The organism is Orenia metallireducens, assembly GCF_003001995.1.
Lineage (GTDB): Bacteria > Bacillota > Halanaerobiia > Halobacteroidales > Halobacteroidaceae > Orenia > Orenia metallireducens_B.
Genome location: NZ_PVNB01000022.1, coordinates 1 through 18,362, shown reverse-complemented (window position 1 = coordinate 18,362; position 18,362 = coordinate 1). Strand labels below are relative to the sequence as shown.

General features: G+C 31.1%; 11 protein-coding genes, 1 tRNA gene and 2 pseudogenes. 3 read left to right on the top strand and 11 right to left on the bottom strand.

All coding sequences use genetic code 11. The annotated features are described in order from the left end of the window. The first annotated feature begins 130 nt into the window (after window positions 1-130). Window positions 131-454 carry a hypothetical protein gene (locus tag BX659_RS19065; RefSeq protein ID WP_181186446.1) on the top strand — a complete coding sequence of 108 codons (324 nt, stop codon included), beginning with the start codon at window positions 131-133 and terminating at the stop codon, window positions 452-454. A gap of 136 nt (window positions 455-590) precedes the next feature. On the opposite strand, the gene BX659_RS13810 is transcribed toward BX659_RS19065, so the two are convergent. From BX659_RS13810 to BX659_RS13800, 3 genes are all read right to left on the bottom strand, one after another. Continuing rightward, window positions 591-1,658, bottom strand: a complete 1,068-nt coding sequence (locus BX659_RS13810; protein WP_172431871.1) for an HD-GYP domain-containing protein — start codon at window positions 1,656-1,658, stop codon at window positions 591-593. A 69-nt stretch (window positions 1,659-1,727) separates the two neighbouring features. After that, entirely contained in the window at window positions 1,728-3,653 is a 1,926-nt protein-coding gene (locus BX659_RS13805) for a HAMP domain-containing methyl-accepting chemotaxis protein (protein ID WP_097017646.1), read from the bottom strand. 483 nt (window positions 3,654-4,136) lie between these two features. Further along, window positions 4,137-4,700, bottom strand: a complete 564-nt coding sequence (locus tag BX659_RS13800) for an NUDIX hydrolase (protein ID WP_097017645.1) — start codon at window positions 4,698-4,700, stop codon at window positions 4,137-4,139. 299 nt (window positions 4,701-4,999) lie between these two features. On the opposite strand from BX659_RS13800, the pseudogene BX659_RS19715 reads away from it, so the two are divergent. Further along, a pseudogene (locus tag BX659_RS19715) lies at window positions 5,000-5,170 on the top strand (Lrp/AsnC ligand binding domain-containing protein); the annotation flags it as partial. A 61-nt stretch (window positions 5,171-5,231) separates the two neighbouring features. On the opposite strand, the pseudogene BX659_RS13795 reads toward BX659_RS19715, so the two are convergent. Beyond that, window positions 5,232-5,979, bottom strand: a pseudogene (locus BX659_RS13795) (MBL fold metallo-hydrolase). 743 nt (window positions 5,980-6,722) lie between these two features. On the opposite strand from BX659_RS13795, the gene abc-f reads away from it, so the two are divergent. Continuing rightward, window positions 6,723-8,450: a ribosomal protection-like ABC-F family protein gene (gene abc-f, locus BX659_RS13790; RefSeq protein WP_216358770.1), complete on the top strand. Its 1,728-nt coding sequence runs from the start codon at window positions 6,723-6,725 to the stop codon at window positions 8,448-8,450. Between the two features lie 183 nt (window positions 8,451-8,633). On the opposite strand, the gene BX659_RS13785 is transcribed toward abc-f, so the two are convergent. The 7 genes from BX659_RS13785 to BX659_RS13755 all read right to left on the bottom strand — a co-directional run. Further along, window positions 8,634-8,720, bottom strand: a tRNA-Leu gene (locus BX659_RS13785). A 96-nt stretch (window positions 8,721-8,816) separates the two neighbouring features. After that, entirely contained in the window at window positions 8,817-9,497 is a 681-nt protein-coding gene (locus BX659_RS13780) for a GntR family transcriptional regulator (protein WP_097017629.1), read from the bottom strand. A gap of 403 nt (window positions 9,498-9,900) precedes the next feature. Beyond that, entirely contained in the window at window positions 9,901-12,621 is a 2,721-nt protein-coding gene (locus BX659_RS13775) for an endonuclease/exonuclease/phosphatase family protein (RefSeq protein WP_097017628.1), read from the bottom strand. 148 nt (window positions 12,622-12,769) lie between these two features. Beyond that, the gene (locus BX659_RS13770) at window positions 12,770-14,560 is read right to left on the bottom strand and encodes a 5'-nucleotidase C-terminal domain-containing protein (protein WP_097017627.1); all 1,791 of its coding nucleotides are present in this window, start codon (window positions 14,558-14,560) and stop codon (window positions 12,770-12,772) included. A gap of 530 nt (window positions 14,561-15,090) precedes the next feature. Then, window positions 15,091-16,758: an ABC transporter substrate-binding protein gene (locus BX659_RS13765; protein WP_253250713.1), complete on the bottom strand. Its 1,668-nt coding sequence runs from the start codon at window positions 16,756-16,758 to the stop codon at window positions 15,091-15,093. Window positions 16,759-17,319: 561 nt separating this feature from the next. Beyond that, on the bottom strand, window positions 17,320-17,994 hold the full coding sequence (locus BX659_RS13760; protein ID WP_097017626.1) for a hypothetical protein: 675 nt from the start codon (window positions 17,992-17,994) through the stop codon (window positions 17,320-17,322). Between the two features lie 237 nt (window positions 17,995-18,231). Beyond that, window positions 18,232-18,362: oligopeptide/dipeptide ABC transporter ATP-binding protein (locus tag BX659_RS13755; protein WP_374956483.1), on the bottom strand; the 131-nt coding region annotated here is incomplete at its 5' end.

The following is an 18,362-nucleotide window of genomic DNA, read 5'->3' as shown; positions in this document are numbered from 1 at the left end:
TATTGCTCAGGCACACACTACTTTATCAATTTATAAAATTGATTTTAATGTAAATATTGGTTTATATGTTAACATTTTTTAATCGTTTTCCATATTATAATAACAAAAGAGATGAAAGGAGGGAACGTTAATGGGAAGATATCGCAGAGATAGAGGTAGACGAGACAGAGATAGATGGGACCGTGACAGAGACTGGGACCGTGACAAAGATTGGGATCGTGACAGAGATTGGGACCGTGACAGAGATTGGGACCGTGACAGAGATTGGGATCGTGACAAAGATTGGGATCGTGACAGAGATTGGGACCATGATAGAGATTGGGACCGTGACAGAGATTGGGACCATGATAGAGATTGGGACCGTGACAGAGATTGGGACCGTGACAGAGATTGGGACCGTGATAGAGATTGGGACCGTGACAGAGATTGGGACCGTGATAGAAGGAGAAGATAAATAAAAATTAGCATATCTATAATTAGAAATTATAGATACCCCCACTGAATTTTAGTGGGGGTTCTCTTATAGAGCCTAGATTAGGATAATCCGATAATTCTAATTAAAATCTTTCTCAGATTCTCTACAAATACAGTTAATCATCTATAATATCAATATCTAAATCCTCAGATAAATCAATCTCTAACTCTTTGTCTAATCCATTAAAATTTAAGACCTTAACTATCGGTCTAAGCATCATAGCTTCATTTACTTGAGTTACTACTGCCTCACAACCAATACTTAATCTAACTGTCGTTCCTATGGGATAAGGAGTTATCATTTTTAAAAATATCGCTAATAAATCTCTATCCATCTTGTTTTCTGTAAAGGCAGTATACATATACTCAATTACCTCTTTTACCTTAATTGAAGCACGATAGGCTCTATCATTCATCATAGCATCAAATACATCTGCAATAGCTACAATCTTTGCATATTCATCGATATACCTTTTAGTTATTCCTTTAGGATAACCAGAACCATCACACCGCTCATGATGTAAATAAGCAATACGAGCCGAAGATTCTGAAATTCCTTCCATATTACTTAAAATCTCATATCCATAAATTGTATGCTTTTTAATCTCTTCAAACTCTTCCTCACTAAGTTTACCAGGTTTATTTAAAATTTCTGGAGAAATTCTGATCTTACCTATATCATGTAAAAATGCACCTATCCCTAATTCAAAAAGAGCTTCCTTGCTATACCCTAACTTCTTACCCACTACTAAAGAGAGTACAGCAACATTGGTCAGATGGAAGAATAACTCATCCTCTAATACCCTTACATCTTTAAGGCAATTAAGTATATTCTTATTACTAATTGTACTATTAATTATATCAGTAATTAATTTATTTAATTGATCTTCTTCTTTCTTACTTAACTTTATGTTACCACTACTTATTCTCTTAAAAGATTCTCTAGCTATAATTATTGCTTCTTCTTTTATCTTATCAGGTATTATCTCAATATCCTCTTTTTTTATCTCCTTTAATCTATTATCCTTAAGATAGATGTGAGTAAGACCAAGAGCTTTTAACTTATTAATATAATGTCTATTCAATCTTTTACCCGTCTCTAATAACAACTGTCCATCTGCATTATATATCTTCTTAGCCAATACATCCCCTTCTTTTAAGCCATCTACACTAGCTAGATACACTTTTATATCCTCCTTATAATTATAAAATTGAAAGCCATACTCTCCCACTTTCTAGCTCAGTAAAACCTCTTAAATCTTAAACTTGCTAATTAAACTCTGCAAGCTTTCTGCCATACCTGATAATTCTTGAGAAGAAGTACTTAACTCTGTAGACATTCTTTCAATATCTTCAGCTGAAATCATAATCTGGTCTGTATCTGCTACTAACTGCTGAGTCGATTGAGCTGTATCTTCAATATGGGCTGAAGTCTGTTCACTTGCCACTTTAATCTCTTCAAAGACGCTACTTGTCTTTTGAGCAATACGCTCCCCTTCATTCGCCTTCCTCTCTACCTTTCTAATCATTTCAATACTATCCTTTGTTTGTTTTTGAATATTGTTAATTAAAGCAGAAATATCCTGAGTGGCTTTAGCAGTCTCTTCAGCAAGGCTTCTAATCTCATCTGCTACTACAGAAAACCCCATCCCATGTTCACCAGCTCTAGCTGCTTCTATTGCTGCATTTAAAGCCAATAAATTGGTCTGCTCCGCAATACTAGTAATTAACTCTATAATTTTACCTATCTCTTCAGAATTTACTTCCAGATTAGCTATAGACTTGACAGCTCTTTCTACAGCCTGATTAATCCCTTGAATACTACCTATAGTCTCTTCAATATTTCTATTACCAAACTCAGTTTGAGCACTGGTCTGTTGGGCATAGCCTGTTACCTCTTGAGCACTTGCCGATATCTGTTGAATATGAGCCACCATTCCTTCTATTAATCGACGAGTATCCTCAATACCAGCACTTCCTTCCTCAGAGGAAGATGATAACTCCTCACTATATGCTGATAACTCTTCAGAATCATCCCTTAATTTTAAGATAATATCATGTAACTGATCTACAAAGGCATTGAACCAATAGCTTAAACGTCCAACCTCGTCTTGAGAATCGACAGCAATTCTTTTAGTTAGATCACCACCATTTTGAGCCATCTCTTTTAAAAATTTCATAACACTTAATACAGGCTTGCTGACTGCTTTAGTAATTACTATGGAAAAAATAATTCCAATTATTATTCCAACAATTGATATTATTATTAAATGTTCAATACCAGACTTTACTGATTCTTTAATTTCGATTTCTTTATTCTCAGATAATTCTTTAGCCTTAGTAACTACCTTATCTCCTAATTCAACCATAGCTTTCTTTTGCTGATTCTTTGTCAATTCAGTAATTACAACATCATTAAAGGCATCTCTTCCATCTTTTAGAGCAGCTAATAGTTCTTCTACTTGATCACTATTCATCTCTTCTTTAAATATCCCATTTACTAACTCCTCTTTGGCTTTATCAAAGTAGCTTAAAGTCTGATTAATATATTCCTTCTCCTTCTGATCATTAGCAAAATTAATCACCAAATTTCTTTCCTGCTTACCTATTTCATTAATAAACCTGATTATATTTTCAATTATCATTATATTTTCTCTTTTTATTTCTATATCTGATAATAATTTACCCTCTTTTATAAATTCTCCTAACGCTTGATTCTGAAGCCTAGATAGGCTATATAATGGTTCAATTAACTCTTCTTCCTCTTTAACAAAGGTTCTTCTGTAATCTTGTTGTTGATATGTACTTTTTGCATAATTATTAAAGGAAATTTTAAAGTTTGTAATTAACTCTTTAATCTGATTAATCTCTTCTCTTTCAATTTGTTTGTCTACTTTTTTCTCTAGACTTTCTATTCTATTTATAGCTTTATCCAATAAATCATTTACCTCTTTATCTCTATTTTTGTCACCAGTTCTCATAAATTTGACTTCTTTTATCCTCATATCTAAGATTAATTCTGCTATATTATTTGCTTCTTCACTGATTTTAACTTTATGAGAGATTAATTTTAAGCTAGAATAACCTACAAAAACCATTATAATACTTAGAATGATTAAAACTGTAAAGCTACTAGAAATTTTAGTGCCTATACTCAAATCTTTAATTCTTTTCACCATTTTAAAGCCTCCTCAGGCAGAATTTCTTTAAAATTTTATATCCATTTGTATCGATACTAATATCCTCATTTAATAAAATCTCAACTCCTTTCTTTACTCTTTATCTAATAATTCTAAAAGAACCTTAAAGCTATTAATATACTTAAATAATAATCAAGGAAGAATTAACCTCTCCCTTGATATCTAATGATAAATATGAAAATAAATCTCTTAGCTATAATTATCGACATTTGTCATTTTTTCGTTGTTATAATCATATATTATACATTAAGTAATAAATTCCTCTGATAAAATCAAAAAAATAACCAAATAAAAAAATATACCCCAAAATTTGGAGTATATTTCTAAATTGACTTATAAAATTTTGCCGTATCCCCTTTCTTTCACCGATAACTCTCACCCTATAAATCATAAAAATATACAATTATTCAAAATTGAGTAAGACAAAACTATGCTTAATATATAAAGCAAATCTTTATTACACTACAATGACTGTTTTTCAATTTTAGATATAATTTTTTTATATACTCCAATCATATGGGGTTCATTAGAATATCTCTCTACTTCATCTATTGCTATCCATTTAACATCACTATTCTCATCTGCTTTAATAATAAGCTCTTCATTCTCATCTGCCTCAATTAAATAAGCAACTGATAAATGCAAATGTGAAGAAACATAGTTTCCATTCTTTATATGAGCTAACACAGGAAAAATATCAAGCGAGATAATATCTTGACTAATAGGATTAATCTTCTTAATACCAGTTTCTTCATTAGCTTCCTTAATTGCTACCTGTAATAAATCACTCTCTCCATCTGCATGTCCTCCTGTCCATGACCATGAATCAAAAATATTATGATATATCATTAAAACTTTATCTCTAGCCTTATTCACTACAAAGCCAGAACTTGTAATATGTGCAACTTCATTATCCCTTGTTAGAACATCATCAAACATATCTAAACACTTTAAAATTACTCCCTTATCTTTTCTTTCCTGATTATTATATGGTCTATACTCTTTAATTGAGTTAATCCAGTTCATATTCTTCACACCTTTCATAGGAATTTTTCCATCTTCTATAGATAAACTTTTAAGTGATTATATAAAAGATTAATATAAAATTCAAGACAATCCTTATAGATACCTTTAAAATCAAATCTACCTTAGTTAAATTATAATTTGTTATGCTTTTGCCAAGATGATTAAACATAATCAGAAAAACATACCCATTATAAGGTATATGTCTCTATAAAATTTTAACTGAGATCCTGCCATCCAATTGTCGCTAATAATATACAATTATTGAATACTAAGTAAGAGTATTCAAATTCATTGTTGCCCAGAGATATCTCGTAAATAAACATTACTATAAGATTAGTGGGGACGGTTGTTATCTTCTTGAATGTAAATTTCCCTCTAATGAGCTGTTAGATAAGTTCTTGATAAACTTAAATAACTATGTAAATTATAAATTAACTGTTATTATTAATGAAACGACTAAAAGCAGATAATACCATACTATGCTATGGATATTACCTGCTTTTCTATTTATCTATAAAATTTTTATTATTTTTAAAATGTATATTCTTCTCCATCATCTGGTACTAAAACATCAGAAGAGATTCCTTTTTCATTAATAAAGCTTTTTAATTCTTCTCTTGATAATGTCCAGTGATTGATAGCTTCCATATGACTAGCAATGATTTTTGCATTAAGTGCAGTCTTGTATACTTCATAGATATCATCTTTTCCCATGATTAGAGAATCGCTGTCTAAGAATTGATTGTCACCAGCATTTACAACGATAATTTCTGGCTTATGAGTAGCAATCACTTCTCGAACACCTTCATAGCAGATAGTATCTCCAGCTACATATAAAGTTTTTTCATTTGGGTGTTTGAAAACAACACCACATACATTGCCAGCAATCTTTAATATTTCCCCTCTTCCATGCTGACCTGGAGTTTTAGCTAATTTGATATCTTCATAAACTGTATCTTTATGCAAAATTTCTATATTTTTAAAAGCGGCATCTCTTAATTCTTTAGCATCTTTTTTATCTTGTACAAATACTTTTATATCTTTTGGCAATAAGTCTTTAGCAACCTCATCAAAGTGATCTAAATGTAAATGAGTTAGAATTACAGCATCTACATTAATAATATTATCAATTGATGTTGGCAAGCTAACTAAAGGATTAAATTGATCTTGTCGGAAAAGGTGGATATGCATCCTTGTCTGCCAAAACTGGATCAATCAAAAACTTCTTCCCTTCATATTGAACCACTATTGTAGCATTTCGAATCTGTTTAATATTCATAATTACAACTCCTTTTCTTCCTGTTTGTATAAATTTTATAATATAGATAATGACATTTACAGGGATAAATTCAAGTCTTTTTGCAGTTTAACTTGAATAATCAAAGAAATTGAAAGCAGAGGGTAAATCTAAAATAATTACTGATATAATCTATAGTAATATTTTAGCTGCTGATATTTGATGATAGAATATAAAATAAATAAAATCAAGTAAACTAATAATCTTTGTTAAAAATAGTAAGCATACCTCATCATCTCGAGTATGCTTACTATTCTCTCTATTAAATTCTAATCAACTTATTCTCCTGTTTTGAAATCATTACTTTATTATATTTTTTATACAATATCTTTTTAAAAATCACAATACATTTAATTTTGATAATTTTAAAATACTTGACAATCAAATATATTAAAAGTATAATATTAGTAAATATCTAATCAGGAGGCTTAAATATTAATACAATGAAGTTTTTATTAATCTAACTTATCAAACTTAATATTCTATTTTCTCAACATTAGAGAATTAATTCCTTTGTAACCAAGGAATTAGTATATCTATTTTAAGGAAAATAGAGTTATTAGATTAATAAACTCATGTAGATAAAATATTTATAGCTAATTTCTAGGCTATGGGTTTAGACCCATGGTTTTTTATATGCTATATATGCTTTCAACACTAACCACGGGTTTATTGACCCGTGGTCTTTTTATTTTTTGACTATTTTTAAAGAAAAGAGGGATACTATGGAATTATTAAATTGCTATAAAATAAAGAAAAGTTTTGCTAATCAAGAAGTACTTAAGAAGGTAGATTTAAGTATTAAAGTTGGAGATCGGATAGGCTTAGTAGGAAAGAATGGAGCTGGAAAAACTACTTTAGCTAATATTATATTAGGCAAGTTAACTCCAGATGAAGGTAATATAACTCAATATAGAGATAATATTAAAATAGGACATTTAGCACAATCTACTGCTTATACTACCAATATTTTTAATGATATATATAATCAAGGAGTAAATGAAGTAAATAACTTTTTAAAGACAAGTAGTTATCTAGGATTAGATGACCTACAAAGCTGGAATCAAAATCGAGTTAATAATTTAAGTGGTGGTGAAAAAACAAAATTAGCTTTAGCCAAAGTTTATGCTACAAAGCCAGATATATTACTTTTAGATGAACCTACTAACCACCTTGATGCTAAAGGGCGAGATTGGTTGATTCAAGAACTAAAAAACTATAAGGGAGCTATTTTAGTTATCTCACATGATCGCTATTTTTTAGATCAGACTGTAGAACGAATTATTGAATTAGAAGATGGTAAAGTCCTTGAATATCAAGGTAATTATTCAGATTATAGATGTAAGAAGAAAAAAAGGTATGAAGAGAAAATGCATCAATATAGTGTATTAAAGAAAAAAGAAGCTAAGATAGAGGAAAAGATTAAACAGTTAAACAATTGGTCTAATAAAGCTCATCGTGAATCACGACAAGCAGCTCTTGAATCTGGAAATAAAAAAGGAGGTAAAGAGTTTAACCGAGTTAAAGCTAAGAAAATGGATAAGCAGGTTAAATCAAAATTAAAACGCTTAGAACAAATGAAAGAAGAAGGAGTAAAAAAACCTAAAGAAGAACCAAAAATAAATTTTAATTTTACTGACCCCAATAAACATGGAAAGAGATTAATAGAAACAAGAAATATTAGTAAAAGTTATAATAATAAAATTTTATTTAAAAATAGTTCTTTTATTATTCAACATGGAGAGAGAATTGCTTTAATCGGTCCTAATGGCTGTGGTAAGACTACTTTATTCAAAATTATTTTGAACCAAGAAATAACTGACCAAGGAGAAGTCTGGATTAGTCCCTCTGCTAAAATAGGTTATTTGAGCCAAGAATTAAGTAGTTTAGATTTAGAGAAATCCCCTTTAGAAAATATGGATTCCGTCCAAGGTTTTTACACAGCTAAGGCAAGAACTTTATTAGCCAATCTAGACATTGATGAATTATTATTAGAAAAGCCTACTAAAGAACTCAGCATGGGCCAAAGGACTAAGATTAAATTGGCAGATTTAATTTTACAAAAAATAGACATCTTAATTTTAGATGAACCTACTAATCATTTAGATTTATATAGTCGTGAAGAGCTAGAAGGTGCTTTAACAGATTATCAGGGTACTATCTTATTTGTTTCTCATGATAGATATTTTCTAAATAAGATTTCTAAGCAACTATTAATATTTAAAAATAATAAAATAAAGAAGGTACAGCTTGGATTGGAAGAATATAAAAAACAGCAAGAGCAGAATGATTCCTTAGACAGGAGAAATGATCTAAAATTAATTGAAAATGAAATTGCTGCTGTATTAGGAAGATTAAGCGAATCAACTAAAGACGATTCTCAATATGAAAAGTTAGAAATGCAATTTGAAGAACTACTCAAAAAGAAAAGAAAATTACAACAAAAACAATAATGATTAAAAAAAGCATACTCATTAAAAATGAGTATGCTTTTAAATTATCTATTAAATTTTAACCGACGACTAGTCGCCCAACCACCGCCGAAAAATATACAACTATCTAATAATAAGTAGTAATAGTTAAATGTTTTAAGTTTAACTATTCATTATTAATTGTAAATTGTTAACTGAATTTATTGGTGCCGAGAGTGGGATTTGAACCCACACGGTCAAGTGACCATAGCGCCCTCAACACTACGCGTCTGCCAGTTCCGCCATCTCGGCAATTCCTCTATAATTATAACATATCAAATCCAAAAGTCAATAGTATATTGGCTTCTAGCTATTAGCTAGTGGCTAGAGGCTAACAGCTAGTAACTACTATACTACCAATTCTCCTGGGAAGACCAATTGAATACTATTAGCATCAAAGTAGAAATTTTCTACACCAATTGGCATCTTATCAATCAAAATCAGACGCTGACTTTTTATAATTGGATCTTCTTCTTTCAAACCTAAGTTAGTTGATATTAATGGATTATAAGACTCTACTTGTACAACATTACTTCTAAATTTAAATCCTTCAACACCTTTATTGCCAAATAATTCATATAAAGAATCTAAATTAGCTATTCTCTCTTGATTAATATCAGTACTTAAATAAGTGATAATCTCTTGTAAACTATAAGGTTTACCATCTATTAACTTCTTTTGAGTAATCTTATATAATTCCTCATCAGGATGAGTCTTCATCAATTCTCTACAATCAAAATTAGAGATCCTCTGTAATGTTATCTCACTAACTTTAATATCTCCATCTTCTTTTAATAAACGTACTGTTGCCTTTTGTAAGTTACTCTCCTTTCCTGCCAAACGCTGTTCCATATTACGAGCATACTTCTCTCTTAACTCCATCAAGGATATATTCGCCTCTGATAAAATTGTTCTCACATACCTTGGTGTGGTCTCAACATTCTCAGCTATATCACTAATCTTTAGAAAAGGATCATGACGAGCAAAATTAATAATCTGTTCCTTTTTAGTTAACTCTTCCATCTTCATAGTTTTCACTCCTTTTATATCTTTCATCTTAGGAGTATTATTCCTAACTTATGCTATTTTATACATCATTTTTTAAAGTAAAAAGAAAAAACCCAAAACTAAGTAATTCAAAAAACTTTGATACTAAAAAAATTATAAAAATAACTAAATATTAATTATAACAGAAAAACTTCACCTCATTTTTGTTAAATATATTAAATAAAGATACCAAATATAAAAACAAAATAGAGATGAAGATGCTATTGTATATTCAATAAGAATATTTGTTTTTTTTAAATGTAATAAATATGAAAGCAAATAATAAATAGTTTTCCTTTATCCTTATTAATCATAATAACCCAGAGAATTAACTCTGGGTTACTATATACAATATTCAATTGACAATAGCTAATTTAATCTCTTCTTAATTCCCCAAATTAGAAATTTGAACCATTATTGGATCATGGTCACTAACTATTCCAATAGGACCATACTCAGCATAAACTGAGTTGATATGGATTGCATCTACCTCTGTAGACCCCACTAAACTATCACTTACTAGAATATGGTCTAATACTTGTGAATTTCCTTCATAAACATAAGTAAATCTATCACTATCATCTAATTGTTCCATCATATTGGTTAATTGACTTCCAGCAAGGGTATCTACAGCTTCAGAGAATTGAAAGTCATTCAAATCTCCTAGTACTACTACATTTGCATCTGAGTTAGCAGCTAATATCTCTTGTACAAATTGATTAACTACCTCTGCCTGCTCCCTTCTCTGATTCTCACTGACCAATACAGGTGGTTGTTCATTTCCAAATAGAGGAGCATCTCCCCCTTTGGAATTAAAGTGATTAGCAATCATAAATACTTTCTCTCCCTTAAATTCAAACTCTGCTGCTAAAGGCTTTCTACTATCATCAAAGGCATTATTAGTTGGGTCAATTCTACCTGGATTTAAAGATAAAGTAATATTCTCCCCACTTCCTTCTACCAAAACATCATCTGTAGCAGTTGCACTACCTTTTGCTATAAAATCTACTCTATCAGTTCTATAGATAAATCCTACTCGAATATTTCCACCTGGAGCTCCACCATCTTGATCATCCTCTGGATCAATGTTGACATAGTCATAAGTTGCCCCGCCCACATTAGAGATTGTAGAAATCAAAGCATTATAAGTTTTATCAGCTACAACTACGCCATTATCGGTTTCTCCGTTATTATCTTGAATCTCTACCAACCCAATGATATCTGGATTTTTAAGATTAGTAACAATAGAATTAGCTATTCCTTCAATTTTACTAGACTTAGACTCTGCACTTAAATTCTCAACATTAAAGCTAGCAATTGTTAATTTATCTTTTGCATAGTTAATTGTCGTAACATCCTTCTTACTATTATTAGCTTTTGTATAAATGTCATCTTCACTATAACTTGAATAATCTGCTGTATTATAAAGCATATACTTTCCTTCATCATAACTTATAATTCCAACGATAGGCTTTATAAATTTAGCACCTAAATCAAAAGATTTAGCATATCTATAATCGAAAAATTTAGTTAATGTTTCAGCTTCAACAATAATTCTCTCTGGATTAAAGTCACCTTCTGCAATTAAAACTCCACCAAATTCTGTTCTAGCACCACTGTTATAATCTCCACTGTTAGGAAGTACAGCTGTCTGTCCATACTCAGTAGGTCCAATAACTAAGGCATTATCCACTTGTACTCTCATCCCTTCTAAAGATTCATAGAAGTCAATAGCATCCTCTGTTATATCAAAACTATCGAAACTATCATCATCAATACTATTCTCTGGAATACTCCTATCAGTTCCTAAAATAATAGGATTTGGCAAATCATTTCCGTGAGATTGAACTTCAACTTGACTTGCCTCAATAGCAGTTATAGTTAATTGTCGTGGTATATCAATCCACCATTCATCAGCTGTATGAGGGATTGCATACTCTTGTACAATACCAGCAACAATTACTTTATCTCCTACTTCTACTGCTTTATCACTTAAGACATAAATTGCTTCCGAAGTAGCATCATCATTATCAGAATCTAATTCTTGCATATAAAATCCAGTCTTATCTTTGGCAGTTACAATTCCATCAACACCTTTGACTGGCTCATCTTTCATTGCACTCTCATGGCTAGATCCCTGAATTTCATAAATCTCAGCACTTACTGCACCATCAGGTAAATTTTCACCATCTCCTTCATCTACTGTTGTCCAATCACTATTCTTCTGTCCATCACCTACTACTACATCTTTTAACTTAATATAAGAATTAGAAATATCTCCTGCTTCAAAAGCATCTGCTAACTTACTACCATTCCATTTTTCTGCAACTACAGCTTTATCCAAAATTGCTACTGGATTATCACCATTTTCTGAAAGCCAATATCCCTTTGAATTTGAACTTGTTGTATAGGCAACGATATCAATTATTGTTCCTTGTTCATCTTCTAACCATATAATTCCATATTGATAATTAGCAAAATACTTAGATGCTGTTTTATACTTCAAATCTGTTTCATCTGTGTTAACTTTTGCTCCTTTTGAATAAACTCTGATTGTATCTCCATTATTTAGGCTCCACCCTGAAATATCAATACTATTCATCAACTCATTGACATGCTTATAATTACCAGCCTTTAATAACCACGCAGCTGGTAAAGCTGATACATCATTAAACTTAATATCAATCCATGCTCCATTTGAATCAGCTTGAGAACTATTATAATCTGGGCAGAAAGCTTCTATATAAGTAGCAGGAACTTTTTTAGCTATAAAGTCAACATTATCATCTTGCTTACTTATTTCTCTACTCTCTGGACTAAATTTATATCCAGTTTTAGCTGGAGTAACAACTCCCTTTCCTTTTAATTGATCTTTACTCCATTCTCCTTGCTTCTTAGTTGTTGCTGTCCCATTTCCATTAGTAAAGCTTAAAATTACATCTTTAGCTCCATTCTCATTAATATCAACAACTTTTCCTGAAACTGAATAACTCTTATCCTCAACAGAATCATCATCATTATTACTACTACATCCTACCATTATTAGTAAACTCATAATTAAGGCTGATAATATTATTAACTTATGTCCTTTCAACCTTCTTAACATAAAAAACCTCCAATTAAATAATATATTACCCTATAAGAAGCCAATTTTAGTCATTAAACCATAGAATATTACTCAACTCTCATAGGGCAAAGTTATAATTTTTTCTCAAGTTTAGCACTCTAAAACTAACATCTTATTTACAGAAAAATTACTCTACAACTTCAATTCTTCCTTCAATTTTTGCAATATCTGCTGTTACAGTTTGATCTGCTAGACTTTGAATATAGTTATTTAATACTTGGTCTAATCCATCATATTCTCCTACTATACTATCATCAGCAAACATTGTATAATCGTCTCCACCAGCTGCCATAAAGTCATTGGTTGCCACCTGATAAGACTCATTTTCATCAAAAACTTTTCCATTCACAGTTATCTCAACAACTCTATTTCCAGCTTCCTTACTTGGATTAAACTTAACCTTCATCCCAGCAATATGAGGAAATGCACCTAGACTTTCTGGATAAGCTGAAATACCATGTTCAATAGCTGCTTTAATCTCTGCACCTGATAGTTCTTTGACAACTACATAATTACCAAAAGGTAACACTGTAATAATCTCTCCTAGTGTAATATCACCTTCATCTATTGAATCTCTGATTCCTCCACCATTTGTTATAGCTATATCGGCACCTGTCTCATTCAACATAGCATCTGTAATTAAATTTCCAAGATTGGTCTCACCTGTCCTAACATTCTCTCTTGCTCCATCTAATAATACCTCTGTACTTCCTACTATTTCTGATAATACCTCATCATTTTCAGCATTAATCTCTTCTACTATAGACTTAATGTCTGCATCTTCTTCTAAATTAGCTGCTTCTTCTTTGGTAAATAAACTTGCCTTAATAGAAATCTCACCAGCTTGATCTACTGTGATATCAACTATCCCAAGATTCTTATCATACTCCTGAGACTGAACAATTAATGTTTCCTTTACTTGCTTACCTTCTGTTAATTTTGTATGACTATGACCATCAACAATTACATCTATACCTTTAACTTGCTCTGCTACCATCTCACTAGTATGTTCACTAGATTCATCTAATCCTAAGTGACTAAGTGCTATAATAATAGTACATCCTTCAGCTTGGAGTTGATTTACCATAATTTTCGCTTCTTCTATAGGGTTTTTAAACTCTAAGCCTTTTACATTATTAGGATGGGTTTTATAAGTTGTCTCTGGAGTGGAAAGTCCAAATATACCAACCTTATTCCCTTCTATCTCTTTAATTTTGTAAGGTGATAATAATCTATCTCCATTATCTTTGTAAACATTTGCTGATAAAATCGGAAAATCTGCTATTCCATCCAATTCAACCAATCTCTCTTGCCCATAGTTGAAATCATGATTTCCAGCTGCCATAGCATCATACCCTATAGCATTCATAATTTCAATCATACTCTCTCCCTTTGATAGTTGAACTATAGTCTGCCCATGAATTGTGTCTCCTGCATCTAGTACTAATACATCTCTTTCTGCTTTTAGTTCATCTATTTTTGTCTTAACCTTTGCTAACCCCATTCCATCATACTTTCCTTCTTCTACCCTACCATGAATATCATTGGTATGGGCTATGTACAATTCACCTTGTTTTCTTTCTAATTTTTTAGTAGCAGTAAAAATAATTCCACTATCTTTTCCATCTGTCACTCTGTAATCTTTGGGTTCAAAAGAATATCCAACTTTACTTGGAGTAACTACATCTCCTTCTTTTAATCCTGATATATTCCATCTTCCTTCTTTATCTGTTGTAACAGTAATACTTCCCTTATTTAACTTTACTCCTTCAACACCTATTCCATTAAAATCAACCACTTTACCAGAAGCAATATCCTTATTACTACTATTGTCATCACTACAACCTACCAATGTCATTAAACTTAAAATCACCATAGAAAAAATCAATAACTTATTCACTTTTCTTCTTATTAACATGCTTTTCCCTCCATTATATCTAATTTTGCTAATAAAAGTTATAAAAATCCACTTATGATTATATAGACTTAATATTACGGAAAGTTTAATATCATGTTAATAATTGTTAATAACGATGTTGTTATACATGTTTTTTCTAGTTTAATTTCAATATAGGTAATAAGATTTAATGGATATATTGCAATACTTTAGTAATCAGTGACAAGTGACGGTTAACGAGTTAAAATCTCTTCTCATCACTTGTTCTTCGGGTTCTTTTAACCCGACCTGAGGAGAAATAAAGTTTCATGTTTTTGAGAAACTTTATAATCACGGAGAGTTTCTTGAAACTAGTAGGGGATTTAAAAATATCAATCCCACGAAGAGTCTCTATTATTTGAGAACCGGGAGGAGAAATTGTTAATAAAATTTTTCTTATCTACTCATCACTCATTACTGTTTTAATATCTATCTAAGGAGTATCAACCAATAGCTTATCCAATTATAGCAAAAGAGCAGTCAGCTTAACGCCGACTGCTCTAAAATAATTACTATCTATGATTTGGGTCTATCCAAACATTTGTCAATGGTAGTGCTGATTGAGCTGTAAATACATAGTTATTAACAAATGGTTTCACCAAAATCGGTGCTGTATAATAATACACTGGAATCCATGGTGCATCCTCTACAATCTGTTTTTCAATTTTTTGATATAGAGCAATTCTATCTTTACCTGGTTTCATACTACGGGCTTTATCCAACATCTGATCGACTTCTGAGTTCTTATAAAATGCTCCATTTCCACCTGGTCCAGCATTTTTAGAATGAAATAATACATACAAGAAGTTATCTGGATCTGGATAATCAGCAATCCAAGCTAATCTATACATTTGAGTTTCTCCATTATCCACCTTCTTAATATAAGTACCCCAATCCATATTAATTAATCTTACATTAACCCCAATTTGTTTTAAGTTAGACTGTATAGCTTCAACAATTCTTTGATTCTTCTTATCTGTATTATAAGCTAATTCAAATTGACCAGGTAATCCATCTTTATAACCTGCCTCTGCTAATAATTTCTTAGCTTTCTCTAAATTATATTCATAGCCTTCTAAATCTGGATTATATCCTGGCATTGTGGGAGGTAAGATCCCGTTAGCAGGTTTTACAACTCCATTCATAACTACCGCTGCAAGAACCTTTCTATTTACCGCATAGTTTATTGCCTGACGTACTTTTTTATTATTGAAAGGTTCCTTTTGAGTATTAAACCCAATATAGAATGTCCCTAACCTAGGAATACTTTTAAAATCAACAGCAAAGTCTCCATTAGGATCCATTATTCTTGTTATCTGTCCTGCTGGTAAATCATCATCTACATTTTGATAAACATTCCCTTGCTCATACTCAGCAAAGGCTGAAGAACCTTCTGGAATAATTCTATAAACAACCTTATCTAAATAAGGACGACCTTCTACATAATAATCTTCATTCTTCTCTAATACAACTTTATCATCATGCTTCCATTCAACAAATTTAAATGGACCTGCTCCAACTGGATATTGAGCAAATTCTTCACCATATTTTTCAACCTCTTCTCGAGGTACTACATAAGCATTCTCCATTGCTAACACCGATAAAAACGGAGTAAACGGCTCAGCTAAAGTTACTTGGAATGTATAATCATCAAGAACCTTTAGTCCAGTTACCTTATCCGCTTTACCTTCCATAAATTCCTTAGCACCCTTAACCCCTTCAAACAGCCATGTGCGCGGAGACTTGGTCTTAGAATTTAAAATTCTTGTAAATGTATAAACAAAGTCATCTGCTTTCACTTCTCTTCCATTATGGAACTTAACACCTTTTCTTAAGTTAAAGGTCCAAACTAAAGAATCCTCACTTATATTCCAACTTTTAGCTATCGCTGGAATCACATTTAAATCTTTGTCAAACTGAACCAAACCATCAAAGATATTTCTAATCACTCTACTAGACGTAGTATCTGTTGCCATAGCTGGATCCAATGTTGGTGGGTCAGCCTTCACACGACCTTGGAAGACACCTCCATATTTATCCTGTTCACTAACTTCTTTTGCGACTTCTTGCTTATTTTTACTATCTTTTTCTACTTTTCCTTCTTGATTACCTCCACAAGCAGTAACTAAAACTGCCATTAAGGCTACTACTAATAATATACTTAATCTCTTTTTCATCATCTCTACTTATTTCCTCCTTGATAATTTGATTTATCATTAAAGCAATTGACTACTTTATTGACCTCTTAATTATAAATATTCCATTTTAAAGTGGATTTTATAATTCTTTTTATTAATTACTAAGCAGTAATTACTTATTATCTTTATCTAGATTTACATTAATTAATCACTTATATTAGTAAAATAATATTAGACTATGGGTATATTGCGACAGTTTATTGATCAATGATGAGTGACAGGTAACTAGTAAAAATCTTCTCTCATCACTTGTTACTCGTTACTGTCTTAATATCTCTATATTCCATCACTTCTTCTACTAACATAATCAATTCTAAAACATTAATATTTATACATACTTATGTAAGTCATTTTATATTTAAAAATATATCCAAAACAAAGTAATCTAAAGTAGATGCTTTAGATTGGGATAAAAATAAATAATTATGAACTAGCCAAATTATTCTCATTTATCTTTGATTATAATAAAATTAACATGACTTGTCAATAATTTTTAGATGAAATAAAAAACAGCTAACCAACTATGGCTAACTGCTGTGATCACTAATGCTTACATTTGAGTACTGATATCTGATGATTATTCTCTTTTAACAACAACTCTACTCTCTCTGGAATAAGATAAAGTAGATCAAAGCCTTTTAATTTTTTAGAAATATAAATCTCCTTCTCTAAAATTAGAACAGGAATACCAATATTAATCTCTAATAAGTTAGCCACAATATCATTGCTCATCTCTACTCTAACCTTATTCTCTGAAATAAATAGATCTTTCCTATTGTCTAGCTCATCAAATTTCTGTAAACCATCAGAAATAAAAGTACTATTTATCATTATTGGGAGCCCTTCTTCTCTAAATAGTACCGTTCTCTCTAAAAAATCTCTACACCCTTTGAATAAATCAGAATAATATTCAGTCTTATTTAAGACTACTCCCTCTTCTTTAGTCAAATCTAACTTATCAAACTTATCAGTAGACAGAATATCTAACAGAAATTTGTTTGCTCTTTTTTTATTCTTTAATCTTTGAGCATACTGTTTTCTTAACTTAGTTAATGATAAATTAGCTTCTGACAGGACTGTTCTGACATAATGGGGGGTTGTTTCAGCCAACTGGGAAATCCTTTCTACTTTTAAAAAAGGGTCCTTTTGGGCTAAATAAATTACCTTCTCCTTCTTGGTCAAGTCATACAAAACACACTCTTCTACTGCACTACTCATGCGATTGACCTCCTTATAATCTCAACTCTGCTATTAAGTCTTGAACTGACTTATAAAAGTATTTACTTATACTAGTCTAAAACCTAAACTCCAACTCAACTACTCTACTCCTCCCAATTTGCCCAACTTACAACTTTTTTAATATTTATTCACTGTTTTTTATAATTATAATATTATTGATATACTTTGTCAACAGTTTATATAAAAGCTATATTTTTACAATACCAATGGGAATAATCAGGAATAATGGCAGGCAGCAAAGTGTCCATCAACCTTCTCTTCAAAGCTTGGTACCTCTCTCTTACATTTCTCAGTAGCAAAAGGGCACCTTGTATGAAAAGGACATCCACTTGGTGGATTGATTGGAC

Coding starts and splice junctions, on each gene's coding strand:
- BX659_RS13780 (WP_097017629.1), bottom strand. CDS start 9,497: ATGAAGATGGAAGAGTTAACTAAAAAGGAACAGATTATTAATTTTGCT.
- BX659_RS13770 (WP_097017627.1), bottom strand. CDS start 14,560: ATGTTAATAAGAAGAAAAGTGAATAAGTTATTGATTTTTTCTATGGTG.
- BX659_RS13765 (WP_253250713.1), bottom strand. CDS start 16,758: ATGATGAAAAAGAGATTAAGTATATTATTAGTAGTAGCCTTAATGGCA.
- BX659_RS13800 (WP_097017645.1), bottom strand. CDS start 4,700: ATGAACTGGATTAACTCAATTAAAGAGTATAGACCATATAATAATCAG.
- BX659_RS13805 (WP_097017646.1), bottom strand. CDS start 3,653: ATGGTGAAAAGAATTAAAGATTTGAGTATAGGCACTAAAATTTCTAGT.
- BX659_RS13775 (WP_097017628.1), bottom strand. CDS start 12,621: ATGTTAAGAAGGTTGAAAGGACATAAGTTAATAATATTATCAGCCTTA.
- BX659_RS19065 (WP_181186446.1), top strand. CDS start 131: ATGGGAAGATATCGCAGAGATAGAGGTAGACGAGACAGAGATAGATGG.
- abc-f (WP_216358770.1), top strand. CDS start 6,723: ATGGAATTATTAAATTGCTATAAAATAAAGAAAAGTTTTGCTAATCAA.
- BX659_RS13760 (WP_097017626.1), bottom strand. CDS start 17,994: ATGAGTAGTGCAGTAGAAGAGTGTGTTTTGTATGACTTGACCAAGAAG.